The organism is Pilosibacter sp. NGB245 (genome assembly GCF_057397225.1).
In genome coordinates, this window is sequence record NZ_CM171584.1 from 3354397 (window position 1) to 3379513 (window position 25117).

The window sequence follows — 25117 nt, forward strand, 5'->3', positions numbered from 1 at the left end:
ATACCACTTCGTGAAACCCTTGACAATGCTTCGCATTCTAAATCAGTGTGTTAAATAATGTTTTCAGCAGCGCCATTTCTTCCGCCGGGATCGAGTTCCGTATCAGCTCAAGATCATCCGGCATTTTCTGACTTTCGCCCGGCTGTTCCCGGCTTGCGGCGATCTGCCTCAGGCTTTCGCTCAGGTGGTTGATGCTCTGGGCAAGTTCTGTCTCACTCGTCAATACTTTTCCACCCGTCCCCATGCTTTTTGAGCCGGCATCCCGGGCATTCTGGCCCGTGCTTCTATTATAGTCAGTTTTTCCTGTTGGCTTTTTTGATGAACTGCCGATACTATTTCCATTTACGGCCGGACCGGTTCCATTCCCTTCAGACACAGATGTTTTTCCGTCCAGCCGCGACAGCTTCACGGCATCCCCGGTTCTTGTAAGGTTTTCATTTTCCAGATTCTCTGTTTCATCGCTTTCATCAGAAATCTGTGCGTCTTTTTTCCTTCTGAGAACAGAAAAACGTCCATTTCCTCTGCCATTTCTCACACTTTCCTGAGTTCTCCCATAGCCTGTACCACTGCCGGAAAAATCTCCAGCCGGAGAAGCTCCCACCGCCTTTTTCCGCTCCTGTCCGGCATAAACGATGTTATCCACACTTTTATAGAAATGCGGTGAGTTTTCCACATAATCCACCAAATGATCCGCAAGCTGTTTCCGTTTCATTCCCGTCCCGATCCAATTGTCCACAAATGCAAGAAACAATCCGCTAAAGACGCCTGCCGCACCATATAATACGATGTAGGAATTGTCACATCGATACCAGTATGCGCCAAATGCCGTTACTCCTCCGACCATAAAGCAGAGGATCATCGCCTGCACGGACAGTTTGTCCCAGCCATCGAGACTTACATGGAGGAATCGGAATCCGTAGAGCTGTTTTTCTATGTATGCGTTTACATTTCGGATCCCGTGGTTGATAAGGAACACATTTTCCATGCGCTGTTTCAGCGTCTTTAAGTTCTTATCTTTCGTCAGCGCCATATTTCCGGTTTCTTTGATCAATCTTTTGTAGAGGCTTCCTGTTGCGAGCTTGCTGAGTGTCCCGAGCGCACAGATTGCCGCCAGAACATAGAGCATTCTCCCTGTCTGTAAAAATTCCAGCATAATCAGTTCCCCTTTCTCCGTCCGGATCATTCCAGATGATGCCACTAATTATAGCGGGCTAGAATGATTTTGAGAAGATTGAGAACGGAAGAATCGTTCGTCAAATGTGGACAGGAAACGAGTTCTTAAGGTAATGACAAGATCAAAGTCTTTTTACTAAAGCAAGCATGAGATTTACAGAATGTTCAACCGCCTTTGCCTCGAACTCACCGTAATCCATATGGGCACTGTCATCTGCTTTATCAGAGATCGCGCGGACGATCAGGTACGGAATCTTATTTAAGTATGCCGCCTGTGCAACAGCTGCGCCTTCCATCTCTGTGCAGTACGCGTCAAATGTGTCACAGATCCATTTTTTCTTTTCCTTACTGTCAATAAACTGGTCACCGCTGGCAACGCGTCCTTTGAAGGTGCTGATGTCCGGGTTTGCCTCTCTGCACGCCTCTTCCGCAAGAGTTAACAATCTCTCATCCGCCGGAAATTCCTTTACACCGAGCTGTGGGATCTCTCCGACCGGATATCCGAATCCGCCTGCGTCCACATCATGCTGTACTGCCACTGTGGAGAGAACGAGATCCCCGATGTTGATCTCATTTCTCAGGGATCCCGCGATTCCTGTATTCACGATCCCATCAACCTGATAGAGATCCACAAGGATCTGACTGCAGATACCAGCGTTTACCTTACCGATACCGGAACGAACAATGACAACGTCTTTTCCTTCCAGTTTTCCCTTGCAAAAGTTCATTCCGGCCACTGTCTTCATTTCTGTCTCTGTCATTTTTGCGCGAAGTTTCTCAACTTCTACTTCCATTGCTCCGATAATACCAAGCATTTGAATTCCTCCGTGTTATAACATTATTTTACCAAAATATCGATCCTGTCTGAGTTTCAGACAGATTCTCATCATCTTTATCGTTTTCATTATACGGGATAATGGGGCGCAGGTCAAATAAAGTTCCTTTTCATCGTTATCTTTGGCGAACTAATATAAGTCGCTGATACACCCTGCCTTCACACTGTAACGGGAATTTTCCGATACACCGAATCAGGGATCGGCAAAATCCGCATCCGCAGCTGTATAACGCGGATTGTTCATTTAACGAATTTCCGTCCCGCGAATAGTACGGGCAGAGTCTCCAACAAAATGGACTTCAGTGCTTCTCTTGACAATGATTCTCTGCTGTGAGTATAATAAGGATACTTTCAATTCGGCCAGACGGCCAGACTTTTACAAACGGAGGTTTTTATATGGTATACAAGACACAGGGCACCTGCTCCAGAGAAATCCATTTTGACGTAGAGAACAACAAACTCAAAAACGTAAGCTTCGTTGGCGGATGCAACGGCAACTTAAAGGGTATCGGCCTTCTTGTTGAGGGCATGGATATCGACGAAGTGATCAAAAGAGTCGAAGGCGTAAGCTGCAACGGCCGCCCAACTTCATGTCCAGACCAGCTTGCGAGAGCTTTAAAGCAGTATAAAGAGCAGCAGGCGTAATCCATCTTCGAACCCATTGATCAGACCGTATACTATTTATCTGATCGCTTTTATACACAGAAATATCAAAAGGCTCTATGTCAACAACGAAACAGGATTCTAAGCAATTCCCCCCATCGGTTGATATAGAGCCAAAAATAGCCCCGCAAGAGGTTGTATTGAGCGGGGCTACGTCTTTTCATTCAGTTTATAAATTTTGAATCGTTGTTCTTACTGACCTCGGTCGGCCTTATCCTCAGTCTCCTCCATCAACCATCTCCCTTTATCAAACATGTATTTATATTATTCGGCCGAAATAATATACGAAATTTACGAGTTATACCTCGTGGTCGGTGAGAAGGACGCCATCAGTCTCGGTCGCTTTACCTTCCATCTGATCTCCATCCCATTCAACAAGATGCATTGCTCGCGCACGGTAATAGCGGTTAACCACACAATTATCCACGATAAATCCTACATGATATGAGTTTAATTCTCCACTTTCCTCTTCTTCCTTTGTTCTTTCAAACTCCCATGAACCTATCTGAACCCAAGCTTCTTTAGTACCATCCCACTCGTCAAGAAATACGACCTGATAAATCCTATCTATATTTTTATGTGCAGTTGTATCTACAGAAATGTGTAATGTTCCATTCTGCTCATTGGAAATTGATAACATTGCATTTGACAAACGAATTCCTCTAGCTGAATTGCTTGCATTTAGTACATCCTCTGCTTCTGCTTTACCATCCGTCAAAAGTATGCTTTGATTATGATGCCCCGGTAATTGCAGCCATGTATTTTCATTAGCATATACTTTCTGCGACATTACCATAGAGGTCAACATTACCATAGTTAAAACTTTTTTTAATCTTTTCATCATCCATTTCTCCTTTTCTTTATTTACTAATATAAACGTAAATAATTGAGAAACGTGACCACTAATCAATAAAAATTTAAAAATTCTAATATTTTTTTAAATTCTGTTTCCGGCATAATTCCCGATATATAATAGCAACTATCTCCTTGTGTTATCACCGCTTCATATTCTGTACCATTTTCATTCAGTGAATTCCACGAATACGCGACTTCTTTTCTCAACCATTCATTATATATCTTGTTATTACCTGCTCTATCTGATTCATAATGAACCGATGCACTTTTTTCTTTTTTTATCTGAAAAAAATTAACCATATTTTCTTCATATCTAAATTTCAGCTGTGCTTCGTCATAATAAATATCAACATTCTCAAAAATCAGCTTTGTCGGACAATAACCCATTTTCAAAACAGGCATGTCCAGTTGTTGTTCTATGATTTTGTATGCATTTTGTAACTCTGAATCCTGTTTCTTGTTCTTATCGTTATCAAGCTGAACTGCAGGCGTGCTGTTATCAAGTTTCCTAAAGAAATAGTTCTTCTTCCCAATCGCCGTCCCCCCAAGCATCCCCGCGATCACTGCAACCAACGCCGCCGTAGCCAGGACCCTCTTTTTCCCAAACCGAACAATCTTCTTTTTATTCTGCTTTTCACCCTGCTTTTTCTCAAGTTCCAGCGGTTCCGGTCTATTTTCTTCTACCAATGTACATTCTTCAGCCTCTGCCGTTATTTCCGGGATTGCTCCAGCCTGTGCGTCCGGCTTCATCGTTTCCGGTGCTGCTTCAGCGGCTTTCCGCTCCATTTCGGCTTTCCGCTCCATGAACCGCTTCATAAGGCGCTCCTCGGCTCCGGCAAAAGAAACATCCTTAAAATTTTCATTCACATGATCCAGCTTTTTTAACAGCTGCTCATCGGAGTATCCAAATGCTTCCTGAAGGCATTCACTTATTTTCTGATCTTCCTGATTTTCCATGTCTGCCATGATTCAGCACCTCACTTCTTTTCTTCCTTCGTTTCTTTTAGGGGTTGACATTTCTTTTTCAGCCGTTACTATTAAAATATCGGTAATCTCGTGTATCTTGATCACCGCACATGGGTTCCCGCATAACCTGCCGGAGCCGAAACTCCGGACAATTGTCCGGAAATTCCATGGAGGCATTTATGAAAACAATTATTCTCACCGGCGGCGGCACAGCCGGCCACGTTACACCGAACCTCGCCCTGATCCCGTCCCTCAAGGCAGCCGGTTACGATATTCGATACATTGGTTCCTACAATGGTATGGAACGCAAACTGATTGAAAACGCAGGGATTCCTTATGACGGAATTTCTTCTGGAAAACTGCGCAGATATTTCGATCTTAAAAATTTTTCCGACCCATTCCGCGTCTTAAAAGGTTACGCGGAGGCGTTAAAACTCTTAAGAAAATACAAACCAGATGTTCTCTTTTCAAAAGGCGGCTTTGTAGCGGTTCCGGTTGTTCTCGCCGCTAAACACTACCATATCCCGACGATCATTCATGAATCAGATATGACCCCGGGTCTGGCAAACAAACTCTGTATCCCATCCGCCAAATGGGTATGCTGCAACTTCCCGGAAACTCTAAAATATCTTCCGGCGGGAAAGGCAGTTCTCACAGGATCCCCGATCCGTGCGGAGCTTCTTCAGGGAGACAGACTTGCCGGTCTCCAATACACCAACCTCTCCGCTGCAAAACCGATCATCCTGGTTATCGGTGGAAGTCTCGGCTCCGTCAAGGTAAATGGCGCAGTCCGCAGCATTCTTCCAAAGCTCTTAGAGCAGTTCCAGGTCATCCACATCTGCGGAAAGGGAAACCTGGATGAATCCCTGATCGGGACTTCCGGTTATGTTCAGTATGAATATGTTGACAGTCCGCTGAAGCACTTATTCGCAGCAGCTGATCTGATCGTCTCCAGGGCGGGCGCAAATTCCATCTGTGAAATTCTTGCGCTCAGAAAGCCAAACGTCCTGATCCCGCTCTCCGCCGCTGCCAGCCGTGGAGATCAGATCCTGAATGCAAATTCTTTTGCAAAACAGGGGTATTCCACAGTCCTGGAAGAAGAGAAAGTAACGGATGATACTCTTTTTGACGCGATCCATGATACTTATGAAAATCGCCGGACATTTATTGAAAATATGGAAAAGAGTCATTTAAATAACGCGATCGATACGATCATGAAACTGATCAACGACTGTGCGGATCACAGATGACCTTTGTCAATATGACTTTGCAGTTCTTCTCTTAAGTATTTTCTCGCTCTTGAAATTCGCGAACGACACATGTCGTTCGTGATTTCAAGACGCTCACAAATTTCTTCAGTCGTCAGCCCCTGAATGAAATACATGATCGTAACGTCTTTCCACGATTCTCGTAATCCATCCAGGATCTCATAAATCTGACCACAGCTTTCTCTGCTGATCACAGCCTGAAGCGGGTCATGTGCAGAAAAGTCCGCGATGATCTCCAGCTCGCTCAGATCTTCATCCTCATTCGGCCTGATACTTCGTTTCTCTTTTCTGAAATAATCAATGCATTTATTTTCAACAATACGGGCCAACATTGCCTTTACGACTTTTTCATTTTCCAGCTTCCCACCATAATCCGCCCGGTAGAACGACCAGAATGCCTCCATGACAATATCTTCTACATCGTCAAACGGCACTCCGATCGCATACGCCAGCTTCATATACATTTGAGCATATTGCGTAATCAGTACTTGCAGCAGTTCATCTTTGTCCTGCGGCATATAATCTCCTTCAACTCTTTTCTGATTACCGTTTACAGTGCACTCTTGATCTTTTCTGCAGTTTCAGCGAGCACTTCCGGTTTTTCCTCTCCCGGTGTCCAACCGGCAATGACCGGACCACCCTCATAACGCGGAATTACATGTACATGGAAATGAAATACCGTCTGGCCGGCTGCCTCACCGTTATTCTGAACCAGGTTAAAACCGGCACAGCCGAGAGATTTCTTCATTGCTGTTCCAAGTTTTGCCCCGAGAGGAAGTACTTTTGCGGCAATCTTCGGATCCAGTTCGGTAACGTCCTTAAAATGTTCTTTCGGAAGGATCAGGGCGTGACCTTTTGAAGCCGGACCAAGGTCCAGGATTACACGAAAATCCTCATCCTCATATACCGTTGAAGATGGGATCTCACCATTTGCGATCTTACAGAAAATACAATTACAGTCTTTCATTATATGATACCTCCGTTCGGCCATCGGTCTCCCTTAGGCCTATGATATAAAATTATAGCAAGAATAATGCCGATTACAAGGCCAGACAGGTGTGCAATGTTGTCCACACCGGTACTTGTATAGCCCAGATACAGGGAAAAGAAGATCATGACCACAAGCTGTCTTGTATTCAGATCCTCCAATCTTCCTTTATTGATCGTGACCACGTAAAGCAGCCCACCGACCACTCCAAAAATTGCACCGGACGCTCCTGCTGATACTGTCATTGTATCAGCTGTATGCGCCATCATCGACACCCAGTTCGAGCCAATCCCACAGAGCAGGTAAAAGATCAGATACTTCACATGCCCAAGTGCCCGTTCCAGATTATCTCCAAGAACAAACAGGACCAGCATATTATTCATGATGTGCCGGATCCCGAAATGCATGAACATTGCCGTCAAAAGCCGGTAATACTCACCGTCCTCCAGGACCGCCGGCGCGTACATTGCGCCTTTTGTATACATGAAATACGCGTCCTCCGACGAACCTGTGATCTCAAGATACAGGAAAAACAGCACATTCAGAGCGATCAGGAGTCCATTTACATAAGCCTTTTTTCCATATTGGCTTCCCATGGGTTCCATCCTTTCCATGCTGTTATTTCATGACGCCAAGTCCTTTTGCGATAATCGTGATGAAGTCCTGTACATTCGTCACGATGGTCGTCGCCGAAAGACTTCCCCGATCCATGAGCTTGTTCACAACAAATTCATCTGCATCGACCGTGTACAGATAGACCGGTCGGATCGTTCCGTCCTTCATCACGCGGAATGACGGTGTCATATTTCCCGTCGCGATCGTATGGAGCATGGTTGCCAGGCAGATCACGCAAGTTGCGTCCCTGACCATATCCCGCATTGCACTCTGCCCCTGGTACGCGTCTCCGATCACCTCCGGCATCGGACCATCGTCACGGATCGAACCGGTCAGAACAAATGGAATATGATTTTTTACGCATCCGTAGATGATCCCATTGTCAATATGATTTTCCTCGATAAACTTTGGGATCGATCCGCTTCTCCGCACCTTGTTCAGCACATCCAGATGGTTATAATGTCCGTTTGGCTGGGAAACCTGTGTATAAATATCCTGTCCCAGCGCAGTATGTAACAATGCACCTTCCAGATCATGGGTTGCAAGCGCATTTCCGGCCATCAGACCATGTGCGTATCCATTCTCGATCAGCGACTGCATCGCGTTTCTCGCGTCATAGTCGAAGGAGAACGCCGGTCCCATGACCCAGACGATCTTTCCATGTTCTTTCTCATACCGCAAGAGATCCATCAGGCGGTCATAGTCTCTCGCATAGGAGGTCTCTCTGCTCCGGCCCTGGCGAAACACAAACTTATCCGCAAGTTCTGCCTCTTCCTCTGTCTGAAATCCGGTGCTGTGGACATAAATGCCCTCTTCACAGCCTTCACTCCGTCCCAGGATCACCTTATCTCCTTTTTTGAGATTCCGGTTTTCAACCACTTCCAGATGTCCATCCGGACAGATCACTACGCTGGAATCCATGCGGCTTTCTTCCGCCAAAACCCATTTCCCCTGGATCTTAAAATATTCCGGGAACATGGATGTGCTGTGAAAATATTCAGGAGCTACCCCATCCATCTCCACAACTTCCCATCTTGCGTCAGGAGCCTTCAAAAATTGTTCCTGTGAAAAATCGGGATGATGATATTCCGGTATCTGAAATGCCATGATACCCCCTCCTTTCATTATTGATGGATTTATCATAGACCAAATGTCAGAAAAACACCACCCCTGTTTTTATTTTTCCACTGTTACAGTACACGGGCACTCCATATCTCCTCACTATAACAGGATTCTTCCGATGCTTCCCATTCCGAACCGGCAAAATCCACGATGGCTCAATATATGCTTGTCCGTTTTCTATAAGAAACGATATCTCTGATCCGCAAAAGATAACTGATCCCCCGGAGAGATCGTCATGCTTTCATTTGTTTCCAGAAAATGACCGTTCACACTCGTTCCATTCGTGGAGTTGAGATCCGTGATGATATATCCGTCCCCGCTTTCCTCGATCTTCGCATGGATCCTGCTGATCTGGGGAAGATTCAGGCAGAGGTCCGAGATTTCCCGGTTCTTCCCGATCAAAAAGGGAAAATATCCGACCTGAACATCTTCGCCTCCGTTCTCCGGTACGAGCCGCCTTGTCACCGGATAGATCTGCCGCCCGGTAAGAAGGACCGTATGCATCTCATCCGCGTCTTTTTCCCGCCCGGTCTTTTCCTCGGTTTGTGACCCGCGATCATTCTGATCCCGTTCTTCCTGAAAAAAGTGTTTTGCTGCGCCTGAATATCCCGCTTCCGGGATTCCTCCCCGCTCCAGCTCCTCTTCCTCCCGGAACATGATCTCCCAGTCCTCTCCGTTCTCCTCCTCATCTTCTCCTTTCTTCCCGCCCGTTTCTTTTCCCACAGCAAAGATCCCGGCAAGAAGAATTCCCCATGCAGCTAAGATGCCCCATTTTAAACGGATCACCAGTTCCATTCCACCGGCAAGAAATACAGCCGCCGGAACTGCAGGCAGCAATATTCCCTGCAAAACCTGCAAAATTCTCCATTTTATGTCCGGCTCTTCCGTGTCATCGGCGTCCTCCTGTTTTTCCTGCTCTGATTTCCGGACCTGTTCCATATATTTTCCCGGTTTCTTTCCTTCTCTGCGTTCCTGCTTTCCCACATAAAATTCTCCCGGATCTGGTTGCTTTTCTTCCTGATCTGCCCGTAATTCTCTCTTATCATCTATACATCCTCCCTGAATTTTTCTCTCATATGTTTCCATTTTTCCTGCTTCCCTGTCGTTTTTTCCACCCGCCCTCAGACATGATTCCAGGTCCGCGATCCCAAAGTTCTCCTTTTCTCCTGCTTTGAACAACGCAAACGCAAGGATCACCGCATCACCGTCCGTATGATCCACATGGTCCAGAATATATCTGGAGAGTTTGCGGAAATTTATTTCAAACGATCCTTCCGTTCCCGGAATAAAACAAAAATTTGCCTTGAGATCATCCGGATCCACATAGATCAGATCGGGATCCAGGGCAAGCTGGTCTCCATCCATCAAAAACTTTTCTAAAGCTGCCATTGCCATGAGCAGATCTTCCATGATCTGCCGGATCTCTTTCGCTGTAAAAAAGCGGTACTCCATCATCCTGGAAAGTGCCTGTTTTGAAGTAATGTTAAAATAAAGATAGCTTTCCCCATCGACCCGTTTTTCCCGGAAAGGAAGCAGTCCTGTGATCCGGTTTTCTGACAGCATGCGCAGCGAATATGTTTCATTCATTTCCGTTTCCGGATGCAGGACCATATAATTCCGGTTCATTTCTCTCTTAAATTCCGTCCTCATCAGTCCTCCAGCCTGTCCATGATCTTCTTTGCGGCATCCTGTTTTCTAAGGAAAGTTGCCGGCTGAAAATCGGTCCGCTCCATACTCAGATGCCAGTCTCCTGCCGATGCGTCTCCTGTAATCCCGGTTATCCCCGTTTTCAGGCCGATCGTGTACTCTCCAAGAAAAAGTCTCGGATTTCCCATCCGGGTTCCTTCCGCTTCGAACATATCTGGCGTTTTTTTCTTATCAACATTATTTCTCACCCTCTCGATCGTCTCTTCCAGGATCATACCCCCTGTCACAGTATCATGAACGGTATAGGCATACCGGATCAATGAGGCCAGCGACAGGATGACCACCGACATGACTATGGATGCCTCAACAGTCATACTTCCATCGTATTTTTGATTCTTTTGCCTTTTTTCCCTCATAAAACTCTCATCACCGCCATCCACAACGCAGTCGGAAGCAGAAATGGCAAAAATGGAAGCCGCATTTTCCGCAGATTCCCGTTTCCGCCTCCTATCGTCATTACACTTACCGCCATCGCAAGTCCGAAAATACCGCAAAAGAACTGTCCGGAGATCAACAGCAAGACTATCTCCTTCCATTCAAGGAAAAAACCGGCCACAAGAAAAAATAATCCATCTCCCTCCCCGATAATTCCATCCGCAAACCGGTTTATGAGCAAAAGTGCAATCCCCGGGATCATCGCCGGAACAATTTCTTCAAGTCCACGGCCTTCCAGCACACAAACAGCCATCCCTGCTGCCGCACCCGCAGTCAATACCTCCAGGCTGATACTTCTTGTTCTGAGATCCTGCCACGCAGCGATCCCCAAAAACAGAAAAAACAGACTCATTCCAATTCCCCCTTTTTTCTCGCACAATAGGAACATAGTCCCATATGTTCCGCTTCCCCGCGCGGCATTTCACGGACATAAGAGATCATAGATGCACAGTTTTTATCGAAATGGTAATGTTCCCCCGCTGCTGTGACATAGACGATCCCGGATCCGTTTTCCTTTCCCGCACACACTGCGCAGGGCGTTCGCTTTTTCCCATAGCTCCCGCCTTTTTCCGCTTCCATCTGCGTCACGCTCTGGTACTCATTGGAAATATAATGGCAGTCACGAAAAAGATGATAACGCCCCATCCCGGCCCCCACATAGACGATCTCTTCGTCCGAATCGCGGTCCGTCTCCAATCCGGTCCCATGTCCTCTCAGTTTTCCCCTCAATCCGATCCATGTCCGCCTTTTTACAGCTGCATTTCTCTGTTGTTTTCCAAGAATTCTCCCATAAAAAGGAACATCTTCCCGGTACTCCACCTCAAATGTGATATCCCCATTTTCTCCATACACCTCTGCCTGTTTTACCAGTACATGATCCGCATACTGCCCGACTCTTCCCCTGATCCAGAGTGCTGCTGCCGCGTCTGTACAGAATGCGGGAAGTCCGCTATTTTCTTCTTCAGGATCCGTATCCATCAGAAGACCATACTGGCTGATCTCCTCCCCTATCCGCTCGGTGCAGGTCTGCACTTTTCTCTGCCGGTCAAGCCAGGATACCGGCTGCAGAAGTGCCAGGAAGAAAAATATCGCGAGCGGAAGCGCAATGGCTGCCTCTGCCGTCATAGATGCCTGAAATCCGGAGGCGCATGGATGTACTCTCCTTGCCGGCGGGGTTAAAAACGTATATTCGTGTACCTGGAGAGACACTTTTTGATGAAAGAAGAGTTTTCGTATATTGATTTTCATAAAGAAACCGGCAAAGAAGAGCACGTCCACACACCTCCTTTCTTTAATTTCTTAGCATTTTTACAGCAACCCGCAAACCTCACTCCAGATCTGCTCCGGCAGCATGATCCCGGCATTCTGTTCCAGCCGTCAATATGATCCCGCCGCATGTACTGTTCCTCTGTATTCCTCTTTTTGAAAAAACATATGCTTTTGCATGACCTCCGCCTCGATCTCGATCTGATACGCACAGCTCGCTACGGAAAAATCAGCCTGTCCCATCCGGATATTCCACTGGATGAGATCCATCATGCGGAAATTTCGTACCCCGCGGTCCATAAAGAACATCATGCAGCTCAAATATTCCGTATAATTTCTCCCGTCCTGTCCGCTCTCTGCCGTTTCTCCCAAAAACGACTGATCCAGCAGACCGGAAAGTCCTGTTTTCCATGTCGCATCCGTTTTCCAGAACGAGACCCTGCCTCCGGCCAGAAGTGTCTTTACATCCAGCACTGCTTCCCCAAATGCCCATAGCGTCAGGATCAGGAATGAGACTGCCATCTGAGCCGGGATGATCCCCGCTGTCACTGCTGCTGCCAGCGCTTCTGCTTCCGCCTTTTTATCAGGAGAATTGAGCAGATACAGAAGGTTCATCGATCCGCGCAGCATAAGCACCTTGTTTACCGCTTCTTTTAAGTTTTCACGGTCTGATTTTTTCCCTGAGAGAAGATATTCCATCTCATAATCAAGAGCAGCATCCGCCTCCCCTGTTCCGTCCGTAAATGATCCAAAATAAAGCGGAATATATTTGCTGACAAGCAGTTCCTTTTCTGCCGTCTCCAGGATTCCCATCGCTCCTGATCCGGTATTTTCAGATCCTGTCTCATGTTTTCCCGCAGATGGGATCCCGTTTAAGGATACTGCCCGCCCGGAAACTTCCGTTCCCGCCGGGAGCAGCTGTTCAAAAAGCTCTTTGTCAAAAAGCTCCTCCAGTCTCTCCAGGGCAGCCACTTTTTTCGCGTCTTTCGGTCCGGAGTTCTCTGACTCCGGGATCTCCATTTCATCAGCACACTGGCTGATCGCATCCCAGTCCACGTCGTCCTCTTCATCCGTGTCTGGCTCCATCTCGAGATACCCACAGGCTTCCTCTAAAAGTTCCAGATTTCGTTCCACCTGTGTTTCTGCTTCCCGATACCTTTGCAGACGCTCCTTCGCGCTTTTTATGACCTCCTCGCATGCGGAAATTTCCTGCCCGAGAGTCTCCGCTGCTGTTTCATCCTCCACAGCCTTGAACCCTGATTCTTCATTCTCTTTCTCCAGCCGTCTGATCTCCTGTTCAAACTGTTCCACAAGCTTTGGGAAATCCTGGAATTCCTTCTTTAATTTCCTGGCACTCCTTTTCAGCGCAGACGCACTCTCATCAGATGCTGCATTGCTGAATCGGTTCTTACAAGTTTCCATTTCCAGCAAAGAATTTTCAACCTCCCGGGCCGCCTTCTCCAGTCTCCGTACTGCCCGTCCGGACTTTCTGCAGGAATCATACAGATTTCGGAAATCTCCCGCTTTCTTTACCTGTTCCGCCTCTTTTAAGAGCCCGCTGCCGGATGCAAAAAGTTCCGGGACCCGGTACTTCATGTAATCCGCGATCTCTTCCTCCAGCCACCGTCCATTCTCATCAGTCATGCGGAGTACCCCGGAGAGAGAAACCTTTTCCCGTCTTGCCGGATACATATTGGTCTGTTCCAGATAAAAATCAAGATAACGCCCGAATGTCTCCTGGATCGCCGCCTCCGAGTCATATTCCAGAAACAGGAGCTGATAGCGATCCCATAAATTTCGGTTATAATAGCTCATCACCGATGAGACTGCCGAGTCAGACGCCATCCTCAGATACAGTCTTGCCCCGGCCGTCCTGGCTGATTCTAAAAGTCCAAGCATCAGCGACATCACACACAGGATCGTCAGACTCAGAAACACTGTGATCTCTCCCCGGTACCGCATTTAATATACCTCTTTCGCCTGTTTATTGATCTCCGTGAAAATTCCGGTCAGAAGTTTGTTGATCTGGGTCTTAAATACAATGACCAGACCGATCAGCACGACAATAAAATCCAGTACCTGCCCCGGAATGCTTGAAAATAATTGTCTCATCTTTCACATCACTCCGATGTGTAAATTATTTTTCTTTTTAATTTAGTAAAAAAGCAGGCTCTTGGATATCCTCTTGTCCAAAAGTCTGCTCTCTTACTTTATGTAAAATTACCTATTTTCTTTCAACCTCTGATTTTCCTCTTCTAGTAATTCTATCTGCAGCTCTAGCTCTTTAATTCGTCTCTTGTATAAAATCATTTGTCTTTTCAGCTGCTTATTAACTTCCTCAGTCGCTCTATCAAAAATTGCCTTTTTAGGGTTATAACATTCTCCCTGCTTCAATTGTGCATCTTCTACCATTTGTTTGGCCTGCAAATTTCTATAAAAATAGCTCCTATCCACCCCTGCATATTTTGCCAATGCAGTAATTGATATCCGCTCCTTTCTTCGAAGCATCGCATCAATCTCTCTCTGAATAATTTCTAAATTCTCTTTTTCTTGCTGTTTCTTGAGCCCTACAATTTTATCATACTTCATTTAACATCACTCACACCTTCCTGTTGTCTTCGCAAAAAATCTAACTCTGATTCTAACTTTTGATTTTCTGCTTTCAATTTTATAATCTCGATTCTCATAGCTAACAATTTTTCCTTATACTCATCAAGGAGTTCCACTTCGTCTATGTTCATTTTATAGCTTTGATTTTGAATATCAACAGCTTTATGTACTTCTTCTTTGATTTTTGGATTTCTGTAAAAAAACGAGTTAGATAAGCCTGTTCTTTTGCATAATCCGGAAACTGTAATCCTTTCGCCCTCATTACGCATTCTTTGAATTTCATCCATTGCTAGTTTTACTTTTTGCCTGCTTTTTTCCTGGCTCATTTCGATGATTTTATTTGCCTTCATCCTTAATCACAACCTTTATAGTTTTTTTAACAATGCAATTTCCTTTCGATCCAACCGTTTCTTCAATGTGTCCACCTCTTTTTGAAGTATACTGCACTTTTGGAGAAGCTGCTCATTTTCAGCCTTTAACCTTTGATTCTCTGACTGGCAGCTGTTAAAATCCTTCTTCAATTCCTGAAAATTATAATCTGCAGCATTTCTTTCTTCAGATGGCTGCTGTACATCTATCCGCCGTGGCTGTTTAATAGCTTCCTCCAGTTTCTGACGGACTTGCACATTCTTATAAAAAAATCCTCTTGATAAACCTGTCCAACGAACCAATTCTGTTACAGAAATCGGCAGCCCTCTGGCACCCATATCATCGATTGCCCGAATCGCCTTTTTTATTTTCTGCTCACTCTCAGCTTTGTTAACGGCTATCATCTTATCATATTTCATATCCATCCCACTCCTTTACCACATCCATTAAAATCATATCGATTTTCTCTCTGACTGCCCTCGTTTCATCCGCCATTATCTTGTTCCCAATCTTTCGGTAATGATGTACACTTTGTAATGTTTTATGCCCCAAAAGCCTTGCGATCATCCAGTCGTCGATATGCATCTCTGTCAGCTTTTTCCCATAACAATGTCGGAATGTATGTGTTCCAAAATTCAGCAACTCTCCATTCTCATCCCGAATATCATTTTTCCTAATCATCTGCATGACTCGATGTTGAAGCATGCTATACTGAAATGGTCTCAATGGATCCTCTTTTTTTACAAAAATATATTTTGTCTTTCCATAATGTTCCTCGGTATAATCAATTGACTTTATAATAAGCTGTGCTATTTCATCACTAATTGCTTTTTCAAATGTAATTGATTTTACCTGCTCGATTCGTATAAAATATCGATTTTCTCTTATACTCAAACAGTCTGTTTTTAGTGTAAGCGTATCCGAAATTCGTGTTCCCAGCAGCTGATGAAGGATTAACGCCCTCGCTATTTGTTCATCCATCTGAAAAATGTTTTCATTCAGCTTCTTTATGGTCTCGTCCGAGTAAAACTTAAATAGATATCTTGGCGTGCTAGGAAAATCTGTACTTATAAATAGGTTTTTAATATCCTGCCTATCATAATGATTTCCCACATCTTCAATTACCCTTCGTAGACCATATAAATCAGAGCGATAATTTTTCCTCTCCTTTGCCTCTGTCTGAAGATAGATCAAATAGCTTTCCATAATATCCCGTGTCAAATCTAGTAATGATATAATCTTAGGATACCTTAATGCCAGATATCTACAAAATCTTTTAGTCGCTACCATCTCAGCCATAATACTTCCTATTGCCATATATTTCAAATGCATAAAAATTACTGTTTTAACTTCTTTTCGGATTGTTATTTGACTAATTCCTTTAAAATTTATAGTCTTTACATTCTTTATCGGGTTGCTGCGGAGAGGAAATTCAAACTTGTCCAATTCCCACACATCTCTCTCCTGTTCTAAGCACCCCCCATCTTTCTGAGAATACCTCAGAATCTTCTTCATATGCTTTATTATGCCAGGTGTTTCTGTTGCTACAATTTCATAAACGCTTCGATACTTCTTACTTGTAAGGGCATATCCCTTTTCCATCATCCAACTCTTTAGCTGCAAAATAATCTTATTCTCGTCTTCATATCTCAGGATTTTAATATTCTTTTCTATAAGAAAATTCCGGATATTATTAAAATATAATATTTCAGATGCCAAACTACTTGGAGCAAGTTTCTTTCCCCTTTCCCAGACAAAATCTTCTAGGAGCTTTCTTACTTCTTCTGACGGAAGTCCCTCCAAGTCGAAGTAACGGTCTTTCCGAACCCTCATTCTCTTTTTTTGTTCTTCAGTCGCATTCTTATAGCAGTCTAATTCATAGATATGTATCTTATTTTCCAGTTTTTTCACCCCGTTTCTTTGGAATAATTCCAGTTGCAAGAAGATTTTCTGCCTGATTGAAATATTCCTTATTCGCCTGTTCGATCCGTTTAGGCATGTAGTCTATATACTGCTTTGTCATATTTTCATTGTTATGCCCTAAATAATCCCGAATCGTCTGAATGGACACTCCTTCATCATAGAAACTACTTGCCAATGTATGCCTGTAATCATGCGTCTTGAATGTTTCGCCCGAAATATGTATTCCATACTTCTTACAATTTGCTTTGAAGCCCTTAACAAAGGTACCAGTCCTATATGCCCCGCCATCCTTTGATTTAAACAGGAAATCGGTAGGTTTAATATGATGCTTTTTTATATAAATTTTCATAATTTGATAAAGCACCAATGAAATTGGTATCATTTTCTCCGTTTTCATTTTAATTTGATAAACCTTAATCCATGCATCTTCCCCATCCCAATAATACGCACCTCCTTTTAATGTACATACCTCACTGATCCGTAGTCCTGTTGCCCATAAATTTAGGAAAATAAGTCTTTGTACTTCCGGAAAAAACTTTAGCTTTTGTAATATTTCCATATACTCATCTTCCTGAACACTTCGATCATGGTGATATGGAAAAACTTTCTGGATGTAATAATTCGGATCAAAAATTATTCTCTTGATATGTCCTTTAGCATTTAAGTACACAAAAAATCTGTGAATATCAAATATCTGTCTGTTTACTGTTTCTGCTTTAATTTCCTCTTCCTGCAGAAGTTTGAAATACTCTGCTATCTGTTCTTCCGTAATTTCACATATGGATTCCAATGTGTTAAAGTAAACTAGAAATTTTTTAATATAACACAATTGATTTCGTATATTTCCAAGTGCTAAATCACCGATACCTACTTGATATTTCATATACTCTTGCAGCAATTCTCTGTTTCTCTCATTCGTCACTTCGTAAAAACTGAGTCGCTGCACAGGATTGCTTGGATTTACACGCTCTGGTGCAAAATTAAATCTTTCCATATACCAGACATTTGCATGCCAGTGAATTTCTTTTCCACTCATAAATAGTATTTTGCGGCTGTTATCCACAATCTGCATACTATTCTTCACATTTGCAACTTTCCTGGCTACAATTGTTTCCAATTTCTTTATTTGCTCCAGTTCAAGCCGCTCGATATCATCAATTCCTTCCTCTACGCAAAACTCATACATCCACCTTAAAGGAAGTAGATAGCGCACTCTGCGATCCTTGCTGTCTTTTATATTTCTCAAGGCATAGCATAAAATCTGAAAAATTTGTTTTTTTAAAGTTTCTGGCACCTTTTGACTAAAATCCCATACCAGTTCGCTTTTATCTTGGATATAATCAAAATCTGATGCTATGTCCTGATCCGGTATATAGGGAAGAAAAATCACTTGCCCTTCATACTTGAGCCGCTCTTTATTTCTTCCAGAAAGGGTTTCCATTTCTTTTCGGATATCAAACTGTTTGATCCGATCCAATGTCTTCAAATATTCAAGACCTTTAGAGGAAGTTTTTGTCCTGCGCAACTCACTTTCATACAGTTCTCTGATTCTATAATCAATTTCCTTTACATGATGAATTCCCTGCCGTATCAAGAAATTCCTGACATTTCCTTTCAAGCGTTCTTGCACTGTATTGCACTGCTCAATTTCATCCAACAACTCTTTATACTCTTCTTGGATGAGAGTCTTCTTCAAGTTTCGCAGGAACCCAGTTCGCTCAAATACCTGTTTCTTTGTAAAATTCCCTGTTTCACGCAAAAAGATTTTATAATTACGGAAATCCTGTTCTTCTATAAGGAAAACATCATATATCCCTACACCTTTTAGGTAGGACTCTGCACACTCCCAGTATGTACTCGGTACATTTATATCTGTTATCAACTGGTTGTGAAGATAATCCGCTTTATCCTGTGATTCCGTATTCAATAATCTTAATGCAATCACATACTTCTCCTCCTTCCCTAAAGTAATTTGTCAATTTCATAAATGGACTGATGTTTTCTATAAAATTCATCACTGACATCCATCAACTCCTGATCCGATATATTTAAATATCTCATTGTTGTTTCTATATTTCGATGCCCAAGCGCTTGACTGATAAGTTCCAGCTTCCATCCAGCCTTCCGGCGAGCATTTGCAAAATAATGCCGCAGCATATGTGGTGTTACTTTAATCCCAGTCTTCTTCTGCAGCCGTTCCATCAATGCATAGACGCCTGAGTCCTGCATCGGTTTTCCTGCATAATCTCCCGAAATGTTAATAATCAAGTATTCCTGCTGGAAAATAAGGTCTTTATATTCCTCTATATAAAACTGCAGAATTTCAAAGGTGGCATCGCTGATTTTTGCCTTTCTGTATTCTGCATTCTTAGCCCTGGCTCCATTTTCATTATCTTCTCTAAAATTGACATACAGTAAGTGTCTTTCATAATCAATGTCTGTCGCATACCGGACTCCCAAAAGTTCCCCGATGCGAAATCCCGTTTCTGCTAATAATAAAAGCAGGATTTGATCGCGACAATTGGCACATGCCTTTAATAAAATCACGATCTTATCCTGCTCTATGGTCTTCCCTATATGTCCTTTTTCCTGTAGATATCCATGAAATGTATTCCGATATAATGTTCTTTTTACTCCCACTGAATTATGTACAATAATTCTCATATCAGAGAGGACTTTCAATTGCTTTGTAGATTCATCCTGCTGTCCAGAAAATCTATAAAATCGGAACACCTCTTTTAAATACGCATTACAGGTCTCATTATATGGTTTCTTTTTGTAACTATCTCCACTATGCAATCCTGCCTGTAACCATATCAAATAGTCTGTAAAGTGTTCCTGCTGCTTATTATATGGCATCTCCCATACATCATCTAACTGAATGCCAGTCTCATCTATATAATTCAGATAGTATGAAATGGCTCCTGCACTTCTTCTGATAGTGTTAGGTGACAATTTTGATCTTTTTTTATGCATTAGATACTTGGAGGGCAGTAATACTATATCCTGGCTCTCCTGTTCACGAATGAAATAATATTTTTCGTGATTATCTATCTGGGAATCCACAATATACCTTGCCATATTACTTTACTCCTTTCCTCTAACGCTATACACAGTATACCGTGTTACTCTTCTCATAGCTATCACACAATGTAACAATCTTTCCTTTTCAAACGAAGCATTATCAATAAACAACGTCAATCGATTTGATAACTCCCTGCTATTCCAAATGCAATACCTGCAGTTAACAAAAATCCAATAATTCCAACTGCCGCAACAATCAATATCCCAATCATGATCGTTCTACCTCCTCAACAATCTCTATAACATCTGACATTCTGCCATCGTAACCTCTTCATCTTCCATAGCAAAATATTCATCTGCCACATTGCGTTCCACCGCCAAAATCTCTCCAGCCTCCTTCTCTCCCAGCTGGATCGGCGCCAAATACTCAATAATTCTCCCACATAATTTCTGGTCCGGACAAACATCCAGCATCCCCATACAGGTATTCACAATCAGGCGATCCAACACATCGGTAATCACTATTTTTTTAGCATCATATCCTCTCGCACCGATAAAATTTGCCAAGTTCTCCGGGGTCAGTGCCAACATATATTCTTTTCTGGCTCCCCCACCATATGGATACTCATAGGCATATCCCATCGTTTCTGTGTCCATGATCCGTTCTACCATATTCTTTTCTTCTGCTCTCATAAAATCTTCTCTCCTATTTTTTCAACTGCCAAACTCAATTTTCCCTTCCAATGGCGAATATGCATCGACATCATAGCTTTCCTGAAGGATCTGAAATCTTGCGAGCTGCATGGATGATCTGGACAGCCTGCCACGGTTTACAATCAAAAGAACATCTACCTGTTCTCTCTGAACCGCTTCTATAAAATGACGAAATCCATTTCGATTCCAAAGCGGAGTTGTCCCCACATCACTGGAACTTCCAACCAGTTCAAATCCCATCTGCTCTCCATAATCAATCAGCTGTTTAAACTGACTTTTTAATGCACCATTTCTATCTTCCGGTGCATCAATCGCACAATAGATCCACGCACGTTTTCCCTGACCCATTCCTGCCTCCTGCTCCTTTTCCAAACACCCTTTATGTTCTTCTCTGTACTGTTACACCAAAACTCACGAGAATTGCCTCATCTACTTTACGCATCATGGCTCCACTCAGACTTCCTACATACCCTCTTAATCTTATCCGGTCAATCGTCCTTACCTGCTCCAATAAAATAACAGAATCATTATGGAGTCCTCTTACATGATTTCCCAATTCGATATGTGTAGGTATCCAGTGCTTATTAGGCCGACTTGTAATTGCTGCCACAATGACGGTTGGACTGTAACAATTACCAACATCATTCTGAATAATCAAAACCGGCCGGATTCCCCCCTGTTCAGAGCCTATTACCGGCATCAGGTCTGCATAATATATATCTCCTTTTTTTATCGTAACACTTCCCCTCCTTCCATCTACTTTGGACTACGAATGTTCCTACTCTTTATGAAAAGTCTCTATCTCTATGTAATTCTGCCGTCATATGGCAAATGCCCTTTTTCCAGCTTACGCTGATGACCTCGCCTGCCAAAAGTTCATCAGCTCGGATTCCCTTTCCCAGCTCCTTCTTGGCTGCTTCTTTCTGCCCTTCCAAAAGTATGGATTTTACCTGGTCAGAATTCAGAAATAAATATCCTTTCGATGTCATAAAATGAAAATTGCTGTCAGAATATAATTCCATAAATTCTTTGACACGCATATACATCTTCCTCCTTATCATTTTGTGATTTAGAACACAAGGATAGCGGCAGCCTTATCCAGCTGATCTATCTTTCCTTTTCCGCTGGATAAATATAAAGCTGCCGCCATAGTTTCTGTTAAAAATCACTTGTTCTTCATTTTCAAAAGTTCCTATTCGACACAACTTCCCGGAACCAGATATCGGAAATACTGATATTCCTGTTACAACCGATATCTTTGGGCGGCAACACTGACCAGCCATGGCTTAAGGCTGTCATGGGATTGTTCCCCTCCGAGGGTCTCTCCGAGCCGCCCTCATTGCGTGTTCCCGTTTTGCGGGGCTGTGACTGGACGGAAGTATCATTATAGGCTGTTCAGGTCATTGCAGGCAGTCTGCCAAAACTGCTTTAAGGACAAATTTTTTTCGCTCTGCACCTTTGATGTCATCTTATTGACAGACACTCTGACTATCTGCAGGTGGTCGTGGCGGATTTTCCTTTGTGCTTTTCCTTTTGGGCTGAACAACTAAGGTATCTGTATTGCCGGATATGACTGTTTCACACAGTTTTTGCCAAAGAACAGAAAGAGAAATCAGTCCCCTTCACTTCTTTCCACGCTGGCAGAGAAGTTTGAGAACCAAAAACAGAAAAATAATTAAAATAATTTTCTCAGTTTCTCTAAAATCTTCTGTCTCCGTTTGTTTATCGCCTTCTGTGACAATCCAAGTACCGAAGCTACCTCCCGTTCCGTCCGTTCCTCAAAATAGAGTTCCTGAATCAACCACTGTTCTTCTTTCGAGAGTTCTAAAAGGAATTTATGTAACTGTTCACACTCTATTTTTTTCAGAATCTGATCCTCAACACTTCTGTTTTCTTCTGGAAATTGCACAGCCATTTCCTGCAGGCGTTCATAGGAATCCTCTCTGCTAGGAATGGTCATTTTCTCTCCTGTTTTAGGATCTACGATATTTCTTGCTCTTTTTAAGTCATATTCCTGATACTGCATTTTTCTTTCACTTGTTCTCAATACAGCGATTACTTCCTCGCTGGCTTCCGGATACATTTTTCTAAAATCCGGTATCTTATACGGTTTTGCCATGTTCCTGTCCTCCTTAGTTTTCGTCGGGTGGTGAAAACGAAGGACAAGTGGCGGACTACGACATAGGTTTCTGGCAATCCTCAAGCAAAAGCTTTTCTCCATACGCTGCTCCTTAGAAAAAAAGAAGCCAACGGGAAGATCCCGCTGGCTCTTAACAAATTTGAAATTGGATGCAGCGCACAAAACACTATAAAAAAAGACCCCATACATTTCTGTATGAGATCTTCTCGCTCAGCACACTGACCATCCAGTGTACTGACTATAACATGAGAGAAGTCGGACTTTCAGTAGGACTATTGTCGGACTTTAGTCGGACTATTTAATTAATATGAAGCGTTCTCGGTTTGCTTCCGTCACTTTCAATCAGATGTTCTTCCTTCAATTGCCGAAGATAACCATGCACAGTTGATGGGGAACGATACCCTAAACCTTTTCCGATATCCCGCACAGTAGGCGGATATCCATACCTTTTTATGTATTGCTCAACAAAATACAAAACTTCCATTTTCTTTTTGTTGCTCATAAAACCACCTCTCCTCTATTCATAAAGTAACGGTTCTTCCAAAGCCTGTTTGATTTGAGGAAGAGCACTCCCCCAAAGGGATAGACCGAATATTTTAATTGCTTCCTTTTTTCTATCATAATATGTGCTTCTTTCCATCCGAAGCGTTTCCAGTAATTCAGGTTCTGTATATCGGAACCGGCTTAAATAACACTTAAACACAATGTCAAAATAAAGCTGTGGTGAATATGGAAAATCACGCATTTTAACCATGGCCGAGTCTACCAGTTCCACAAGCCACTTGGTCTGGAACAGGCTTTTTACTGTTTCTTCAAACTTTTCCCTCTCTACAGTAGGAGCAAAATCATTCAGATATAGAAGCCCCTCCTCCAGTTCTCTGCCATAACAATATTCTGCTTCTTCACGAAGCATTGCAGCACGGTCACAGGCCGTCCAGCATACATTTCGATAAATAGATAATAACAATTTTGACCTTTCATATAAATTTTGTTCATCCAGATGCTGCATCACACACAGCATCTGAATACTGTTTTTTGCCAATGAGTTTTTCCGTCCCATAAGCCCCTCCTATCTTACCGGTTCATAACTCCCGGCATAATCAAACCATGATCTCGGTATTCCGGCATCTTCAGATCCTTCATCAAGGCCGCTGGATAGATAGCCCTTTTTCCAAATCGCCGCCGAATTTCCTCAATCGCCAGAAATAATTTTTCTTCTTTCTCAAGCCGGATTGGATCCGAAAACAAACAGATTTGCTCCGGTTCTTTTGCTGATACCAAGTTGATTGCACGAACAGTTACCGAACGCACAGGTTCCTTCCAATCATAATTTCTCTGAAATAGTTCCCTCGCCAGTTTAGCAATTTCCAAAGGCACTATCGTCGGAAGGGAAAGTTGACCTTGATACTGCCTTATAAATAGTTCCTGACTGCGAATCGCTATCTGAACCCCCTGTGCTTTCAATCCATGAATCCTTAATCGATGTCCTATGTCCTGGCATAATTCCAGAATAACCTTCCAGACCTCCTCTTCTGTTTTAAGATCTGCTGTACAAGTAATTCCATGCCCCACACTTTTCATCGGAGACACAAAGTCCTTCTCCATTACCGGACTATCATCCAGACCATTTGCATATGACCACAGCATCAGCCCATTTTTACCAAGAAGCTGGTTCACATAATCATGATCCATTTCTGCCAGATCTCCTATCGTATAAATTCCAACTTGCTCCAGCTTCTTTGTAGTTGAGCGGCCACAGAATAATAATTCCGATACCCGAAGCGGCCAAACCTTTTGTTTCCATTCTGATTCTTCAATGCTAGTTATGGCATCCGGCTTCTTCATATCACTTCCCAGTTTTGCAAATATTTTATTGAATGAAATTCCTATACTAACAGTCAATCCCAGTTCATTCTTCATCCTGCAGCGAATCTGGTCTGCAATTTCTTTTCCAGAACCATAAAGAACCTGACTTGCTGTCACATCTAGAAAGCACTCGTCCATTCCGTAAGGCTCTACCAGGTCTGTATATTCCTGATAAATCTCTCTTGCCATATTGGAATATTTTAAATACTGTTCATACTGGGGTGGAACCAAAATCAAATCCGGACAAAGTCGTTTTGCCTCCCAGTTAACCATCCCTGTTTTTATTCCTGCTTGTTTCGCTTTCTCTGATTTTGCAAGAACAATTCCATGACGGTTTTCTGTGGACCCGCACACTGCTACTGCTTTTCCCTGTAGCTCTGGGTTCAGCATCATTTCTACAGAAGCATAAAAACAGTTCATATCGCTATGAAGGATTGTCCGATTCATATTCTGTACCCTCTTCCAATTTTTTCTAGCAAGTATTAGCACACTTATTCTTGACAGTTTGCACACTTACCATTATAATTTGCATATAGTCACTGATACTTGCTAACTCTTGCTAATTCAAATATTAGCAA

31 protein-coding genes are annotated in these 25117 nt (G+C 43.2%); 3 read left to right on the forward strand and 28 right to left on the reverse strand.

The window, feature by feature from the left end; all coding sequences use genetic code 11:
- Nucleotides 1–37 precede the first annotated feature (37 nt).
- Both ACXMYH_RS14965 and ACXMYH_RS14970 read right to left on the reverse strand, forming a co-directional pair.
- The gene (locus ACXMYH_RS14965) at nt 38–1153 is read right to left on the reverse strand and encodes a hypothetical protein (RefSeq protein WP_147354842.1); all 1116 of its coding nucleotides are present in this window, start codon (nt 1151–1153) and stop codon (nt 38–40) included.
- Between the two features lie 142 nt (nt 1154–1295).
- Nucleotides 1296–1988: a 5'-methylthioadenosine/adenosylhomocysteine nucleosidase gene (locus ACXMYH_RS14970; RefSeq protein WP_486555185.1), complete on the reverse strand. Its 693-nt coding sequence runs from the start codon at nt 1986–1988 to the stop codon at nt 1296–1298.
- A 416-nt stretch (nt 1989–2404) separates the two neighbouring features.
- Between ACXMYH_RS14970 and ACXMYH_RS14975 the strand changes: the two genes are divergently transcribed.
- The gene (locus tag ACXMYH_RS14975) at nt 2405–2653 is read left to right on the forward strand and encodes a TIGR03905 family TSCPD domain-containing protein (RefSeq protein ID WP_118603887.1); all 249 of its coding nucleotides are present in this window, start codon (nt 2405–2407) and stop codon (nt 2651–2653) included.
- Nucleotides 2654–2969: 316 nt separating this feature from the next.
- Here ACXMYH_RS14975 and ACXMYH_RS14980 read toward each other — a convergent pair whose 3' ends face one another.
- Entirely contained in the window at nt 2970–3515 is a 546-nt protein-coding gene (locus ACXMYH_RS14980) for a hypothetical protein (protein ID WP_486555186.1), read from the reverse strand.
- A 62-nt stretch (nt 3516–3577) separates the two neighbouring features.
- Nucleotides 3578–4492: a hypothetical protein gene (locus ACXMYH_RS14985; protein ID WP_486555187.1), complete on the reverse strand. Its 915-nt coding sequence runs from the start codon at nt 4490–4492 to the stop codon at nt 3578–3580.
- A gap of 179 nt (nt 4493–4671) precedes the next feature.
- Between ACXMYH_RS14985 and ACXMYH_RS14990 the strand changes: the two genes are divergently transcribed.
- Nucleotides 4672–5742 (forward strand): undecaprenyldiphospho-muramoylpentapeptide beta-N-acetylglucosaminyltransferase, encoded by a 1071-nt coding sequence (locus ACXMYH_RS14990; protein ID WP_118531423.1) that lies wholly within the window; start codon nt 4672–4674, stop codon nt 5740–5742.
- On the opposite strand, the gene ACXMYH_RS14995 is transcribed toward ACXMYH_RS14990, so the two are convergent.
- The 8 genes from ACXMYH_RS14995 to ACXMYH_RS15030 all read right to left on the reverse strand — a co-directional run bounded on the left by ACXMYH_RS14995 (nt 5733) and on the right by ACXMYH_RS15030 (nt 11752).
- Entirely contained in the window at nt 5733–6278 is a 546-nt protein-coding gene (locus ACXMYH_RS14995) for an RNA polymerase sigma factor (protein ID WP_118531421.1), read from the reverse strand. The two genes, ACXMYH_RS14990 and ACXMYH_RS14995, sit on opposite strands and share 10 nt — an antisense overlap.
- Nucleotides 6279–6310: 32 nt before the next feature.
- Nucleotides 6311–6727, reverse strand: coding sequence for an HIT family protein (locus tag ACXMYH_RS15000; RefSeq protein ID WP_118321469.1), 417 nt, complete (start codon nt 6725–6727; stop codon nt 6311–6313).
- A complete protein-coding gene (locus ACXMYH_RS15005; protein ID WP_118297588.1) occupies nt 6727–7344 on the reverse strand; it encodes a rhomboid family intramembrane serine protease in 618 nt (205 codons plus the stop codon). The genes ACXMYH_RS15000 and ACXMYH_RS15005 overlap by 1 nt, the downstream gene beginning before the upstream one ends.
- A 22-nt stretch (nt 7345–7366) precedes the next feature.
- On the reverse strand, nt 7367–8470 hold the full coding sequence (locus tag ACXMYH_RS15010) for a putative NPN-dependent ornithine cyclodeaminase (protein WP_486555188.1): 1104 nt from the start codon (nt 8468–8470) through the stop codon (nt 7367–7369).
- 192 nt (nt 8471–8662) lie between these two features.
- A complete protein-coding gene (locus ACXMYH_RS15015) occupies nt 8663–10135 on the reverse strand; it encodes a DUF6382 domain-containing protein (RefSeq protein ID WP_486555189.1) in 1473 nt (490 codons plus the stop codon).
- Complete coding sequence (locus ACXMYH_RS15020) at nt 10135–10548, reverse strand: hypothetical protein (RefSeq protein ID WP_142410687.1); 414 nt, start codon at nt 10546–10548, stop codon at nt 10135–10137. Before ACXMYH_RS15020 ends, ACXMYH_RS15015 begins: the two co-directional genes overlap by 1 nt.
- Nucleotides 10545–10979 (reverse strand): prepilin peptidase, encoded by a 435-nt coding sequence (locus ACXMYH_RS15025; RefSeq protein WP_215701918.1) that lies wholly within the window; start codon nt 10977–10979, stop codon nt 10545–10547. The genes ACXMYH_RS15020 and ACXMYH_RS15025 overlap by 4 nt, the downstream gene beginning before the upstream one ends.
- On the reverse strand, nt 10976–11752 hold the full coding sequence (locus tag ACXMYH_RS15030; protein ID WP_486555190.1) for a hypothetical protein: 777 nt from the start codon (nt 11750–11752) through the stop codon (nt 10976–10978). Before ACXMYH_RS15030 ends, ACXMYH_RS15025 begins: the two co-directional genes overlap by 4 nt.
- 87 nt (nt 11753–11839) lie before the next feature.
- On the opposite strand from ACXMYH_RS15030, the gene ACXMYH_RS15035 reads away from it, so the two are divergent.
- Nucleotides 11840–12013, forward strand: coding sequence for a hypothetical protein (locus ACXMYH_RS15035; RefSeq protein ID WP_486555191.1), 174 nt, complete (start codon nt 11840–11842; stop codon nt 12011–12013).
- On the opposite strand, the gene ACXMYH_RS15040 is transcribed toward ACXMYH_RS15035, so the two are convergent.
- The 16 genes from ACXMYH_RS15040 to dinB form a co-directional block, all read right to left on the reverse strand.
- Nucleotides 12005–13855, reverse strand: coding sequence for a DUF5702 domain-containing protein (locus ACXMYH_RS15040; RefSeq protein ID WP_486555192.1), 1851 nt, complete (start codon nt 13853–13855; stop codon nt 12005–12007). The two genes, ACXMYH_RS15035 and ACXMYH_RS15040, sit on opposite strands and share 9 nt — an antisense overlap.
- The gene (locus tag ACXMYH_RS15045; RefSeq protein WP_405577995.1) at nt 13856–14005 is read right to left on the reverse strand and encodes a Flp1 family type IVb pilin; all 150 of its coding nucleotides are present in this window, start codon (nt 14003–14005) and stop codon (nt 13856–13858) included.
- A 108-nt stretch (nt 14006–14113) separates the two neighbouring features.
- Nucleotides 14114–14482 carry a DUF6262 family protein gene (locus tag ACXMYH_RS15050; protein WP_008400326.1) on the reverse strand — a complete coding sequence of 123 codons (369 nt, stop codon included), beginning with the start codon at nt 14480–14482 and terminating at the stop codon, nt 14114–14116.
- Nucleotides 14479–14853 (reverse strand): DUF6262 family protein, encoded by a 375-nt coding sequence (locus tag ACXMYH_RS15055; protein ID WP_008400327.1) that lies wholly within the window; start codon nt 14851–14853, stop codon nt 14479–14481. Before ACXMYH_RS15055 ends, ACXMYH_RS15050 begins: the two co-directional genes overlap by 4 nt.
- A 15-nt stretch (nt 14854–14868) precedes the next feature.
- Nucleotides 14869–15291: a DUF6262 family protein gene (locus tag ACXMYH_RS15060; RefSeq protein ID WP_118482088.1), complete on the reverse strand. Its 423-nt coding sequence runs from the start codon at nt 15289–15291 to the stop codon at nt 14869–14871.
- Nucleotides 15281–16783, reverse strand: a complete 1503-nt coding sequence (locus ACXMYH_RS15065; protein WP_008400330.1) for a site-specific integrase — start codon at nt 16781–16783, stop codon at nt 15281–15283. Before ACXMYH_RS15065 ends, ACXMYH_RS15060 begins: the two co-directional genes overlap by 11 nt.
- On the reverse strand, nt 16764–18740 hold the full coding sequence (locus ACXMYH_RS15070) for a tyrosine-type recombinase/integrase (RefSeq protein WP_008400331.1): 1977 nt from the start codon (nt 18738–18740) through the stop codon (nt 16764–16766). Before ACXMYH_RS15070 ends, ACXMYH_RS15065 begins: the two co-directional genes overlap by 20 nt.
- A gap of 17 nt (nt 18741–18757) precedes the next feature.
- On the reverse strand, nt 18758–19876 hold the full coding sequence (locus ACXMYH_RS15075; RefSeq protein WP_008400332.1) for a tyrosine-type recombinase/integrase: 1119 nt from the start codon (nt 19874–19876) through the stop codon (nt 18758–18760).
- Nucleotides 19877–20116: 240 nt separating this feature from the next.
- Nucleotides 20117–20512 (reverse strand): hypothetical protein, encoded by a 396-nt coding sequence (locus ACXMYH_RS15080; RefSeq protein ID WP_008400335.1) that lies wholly within the window; start codon nt 20510–20512, stop codon nt 20117–20119.
- 21 nt (nt 20513–20533) lie between these two features.
- The gene (locus ACXMYH_RS15085) at nt 20534–20881 is read right to left on the reverse strand and encodes a recombinase family protein (RefSeq protein ID WP_044944624.1); all 348 of its coding nucleotides are present in this window, start codon (nt 20879–20881) and stop codon (nt 20534–20536) included.
- Between the two features lie 31 nt (nt 20882–20912).
- Nucleotides 20913–21233: a type II toxin-antitoxin system PemK/MazF family toxin gene (locus tag ACXMYH_RS15090; RefSeq protein ID WP_008400338.1), complete on the reverse strand. Its 321-nt coding sequence runs from the start codon at nt 21231–21233 to the stop codon at nt 20913–20915.
- 85 nt (nt 21234–21318) lie between these two features.
- Nucleotides 21319–21573 carry a hypothetical protein gene (locus tag ACXMYH_RS15095; RefSeq protein WP_002593745.1) on the reverse strand — a complete coding sequence of 85 codons (255 nt, stop codon included), beginning with the start codon at nt 21571–21573 and terminating at the stop codon, nt 21319–21321.
- Between the two features lie 635 nt (nt 21574–22208).
- A complete protein-coding gene (locus ACXMYH_RS15100; protein ID WP_002593746.1) occupies nt 22209–22652 on the reverse strand; it encodes an RNA polymerase sigma factor in 444 nt (147 codons plus the stop codon).
- A 319-nt stretch (nt 22653–22971) separates the two neighbouring features.
- A complete protein-coding gene (locus ACXMYH_RS15105; RefSeq protein WP_002593747.1) occupies nt 22972–23175 on the reverse strand; it encodes a LexA family protein in 204 nt (67 codons plus the stop codon).
- Nucleotides 23176–23190: 15 nt separating this feature from the next.
- Nucleotides 23191–23733: a hypothetical protein gene (locus ACXMYH_RS15110; protein WP_002593748.1), complete on the reverse strand. Its 543-nt coding sequence runs from the start codon at nt 23731–23733 to the stop codon at nt 23191–23193.
- A gap of 14 nt (nt 23734–23747) precedes the next feature.
- Nucleotides 23748–24986 (reverse strand): DNA polymerase IV, encoded by a 1239-nt coding sequence (dinB, locus tag ACXMYH_RS15115; RefSeq protein ID WP_044944626.1) that lies wholly within the window; start codon nt 24984–24986, stop codon nt 23748–23750.
- Nucleotides 24987–25117: the final 131 nt, after the last annotated feature.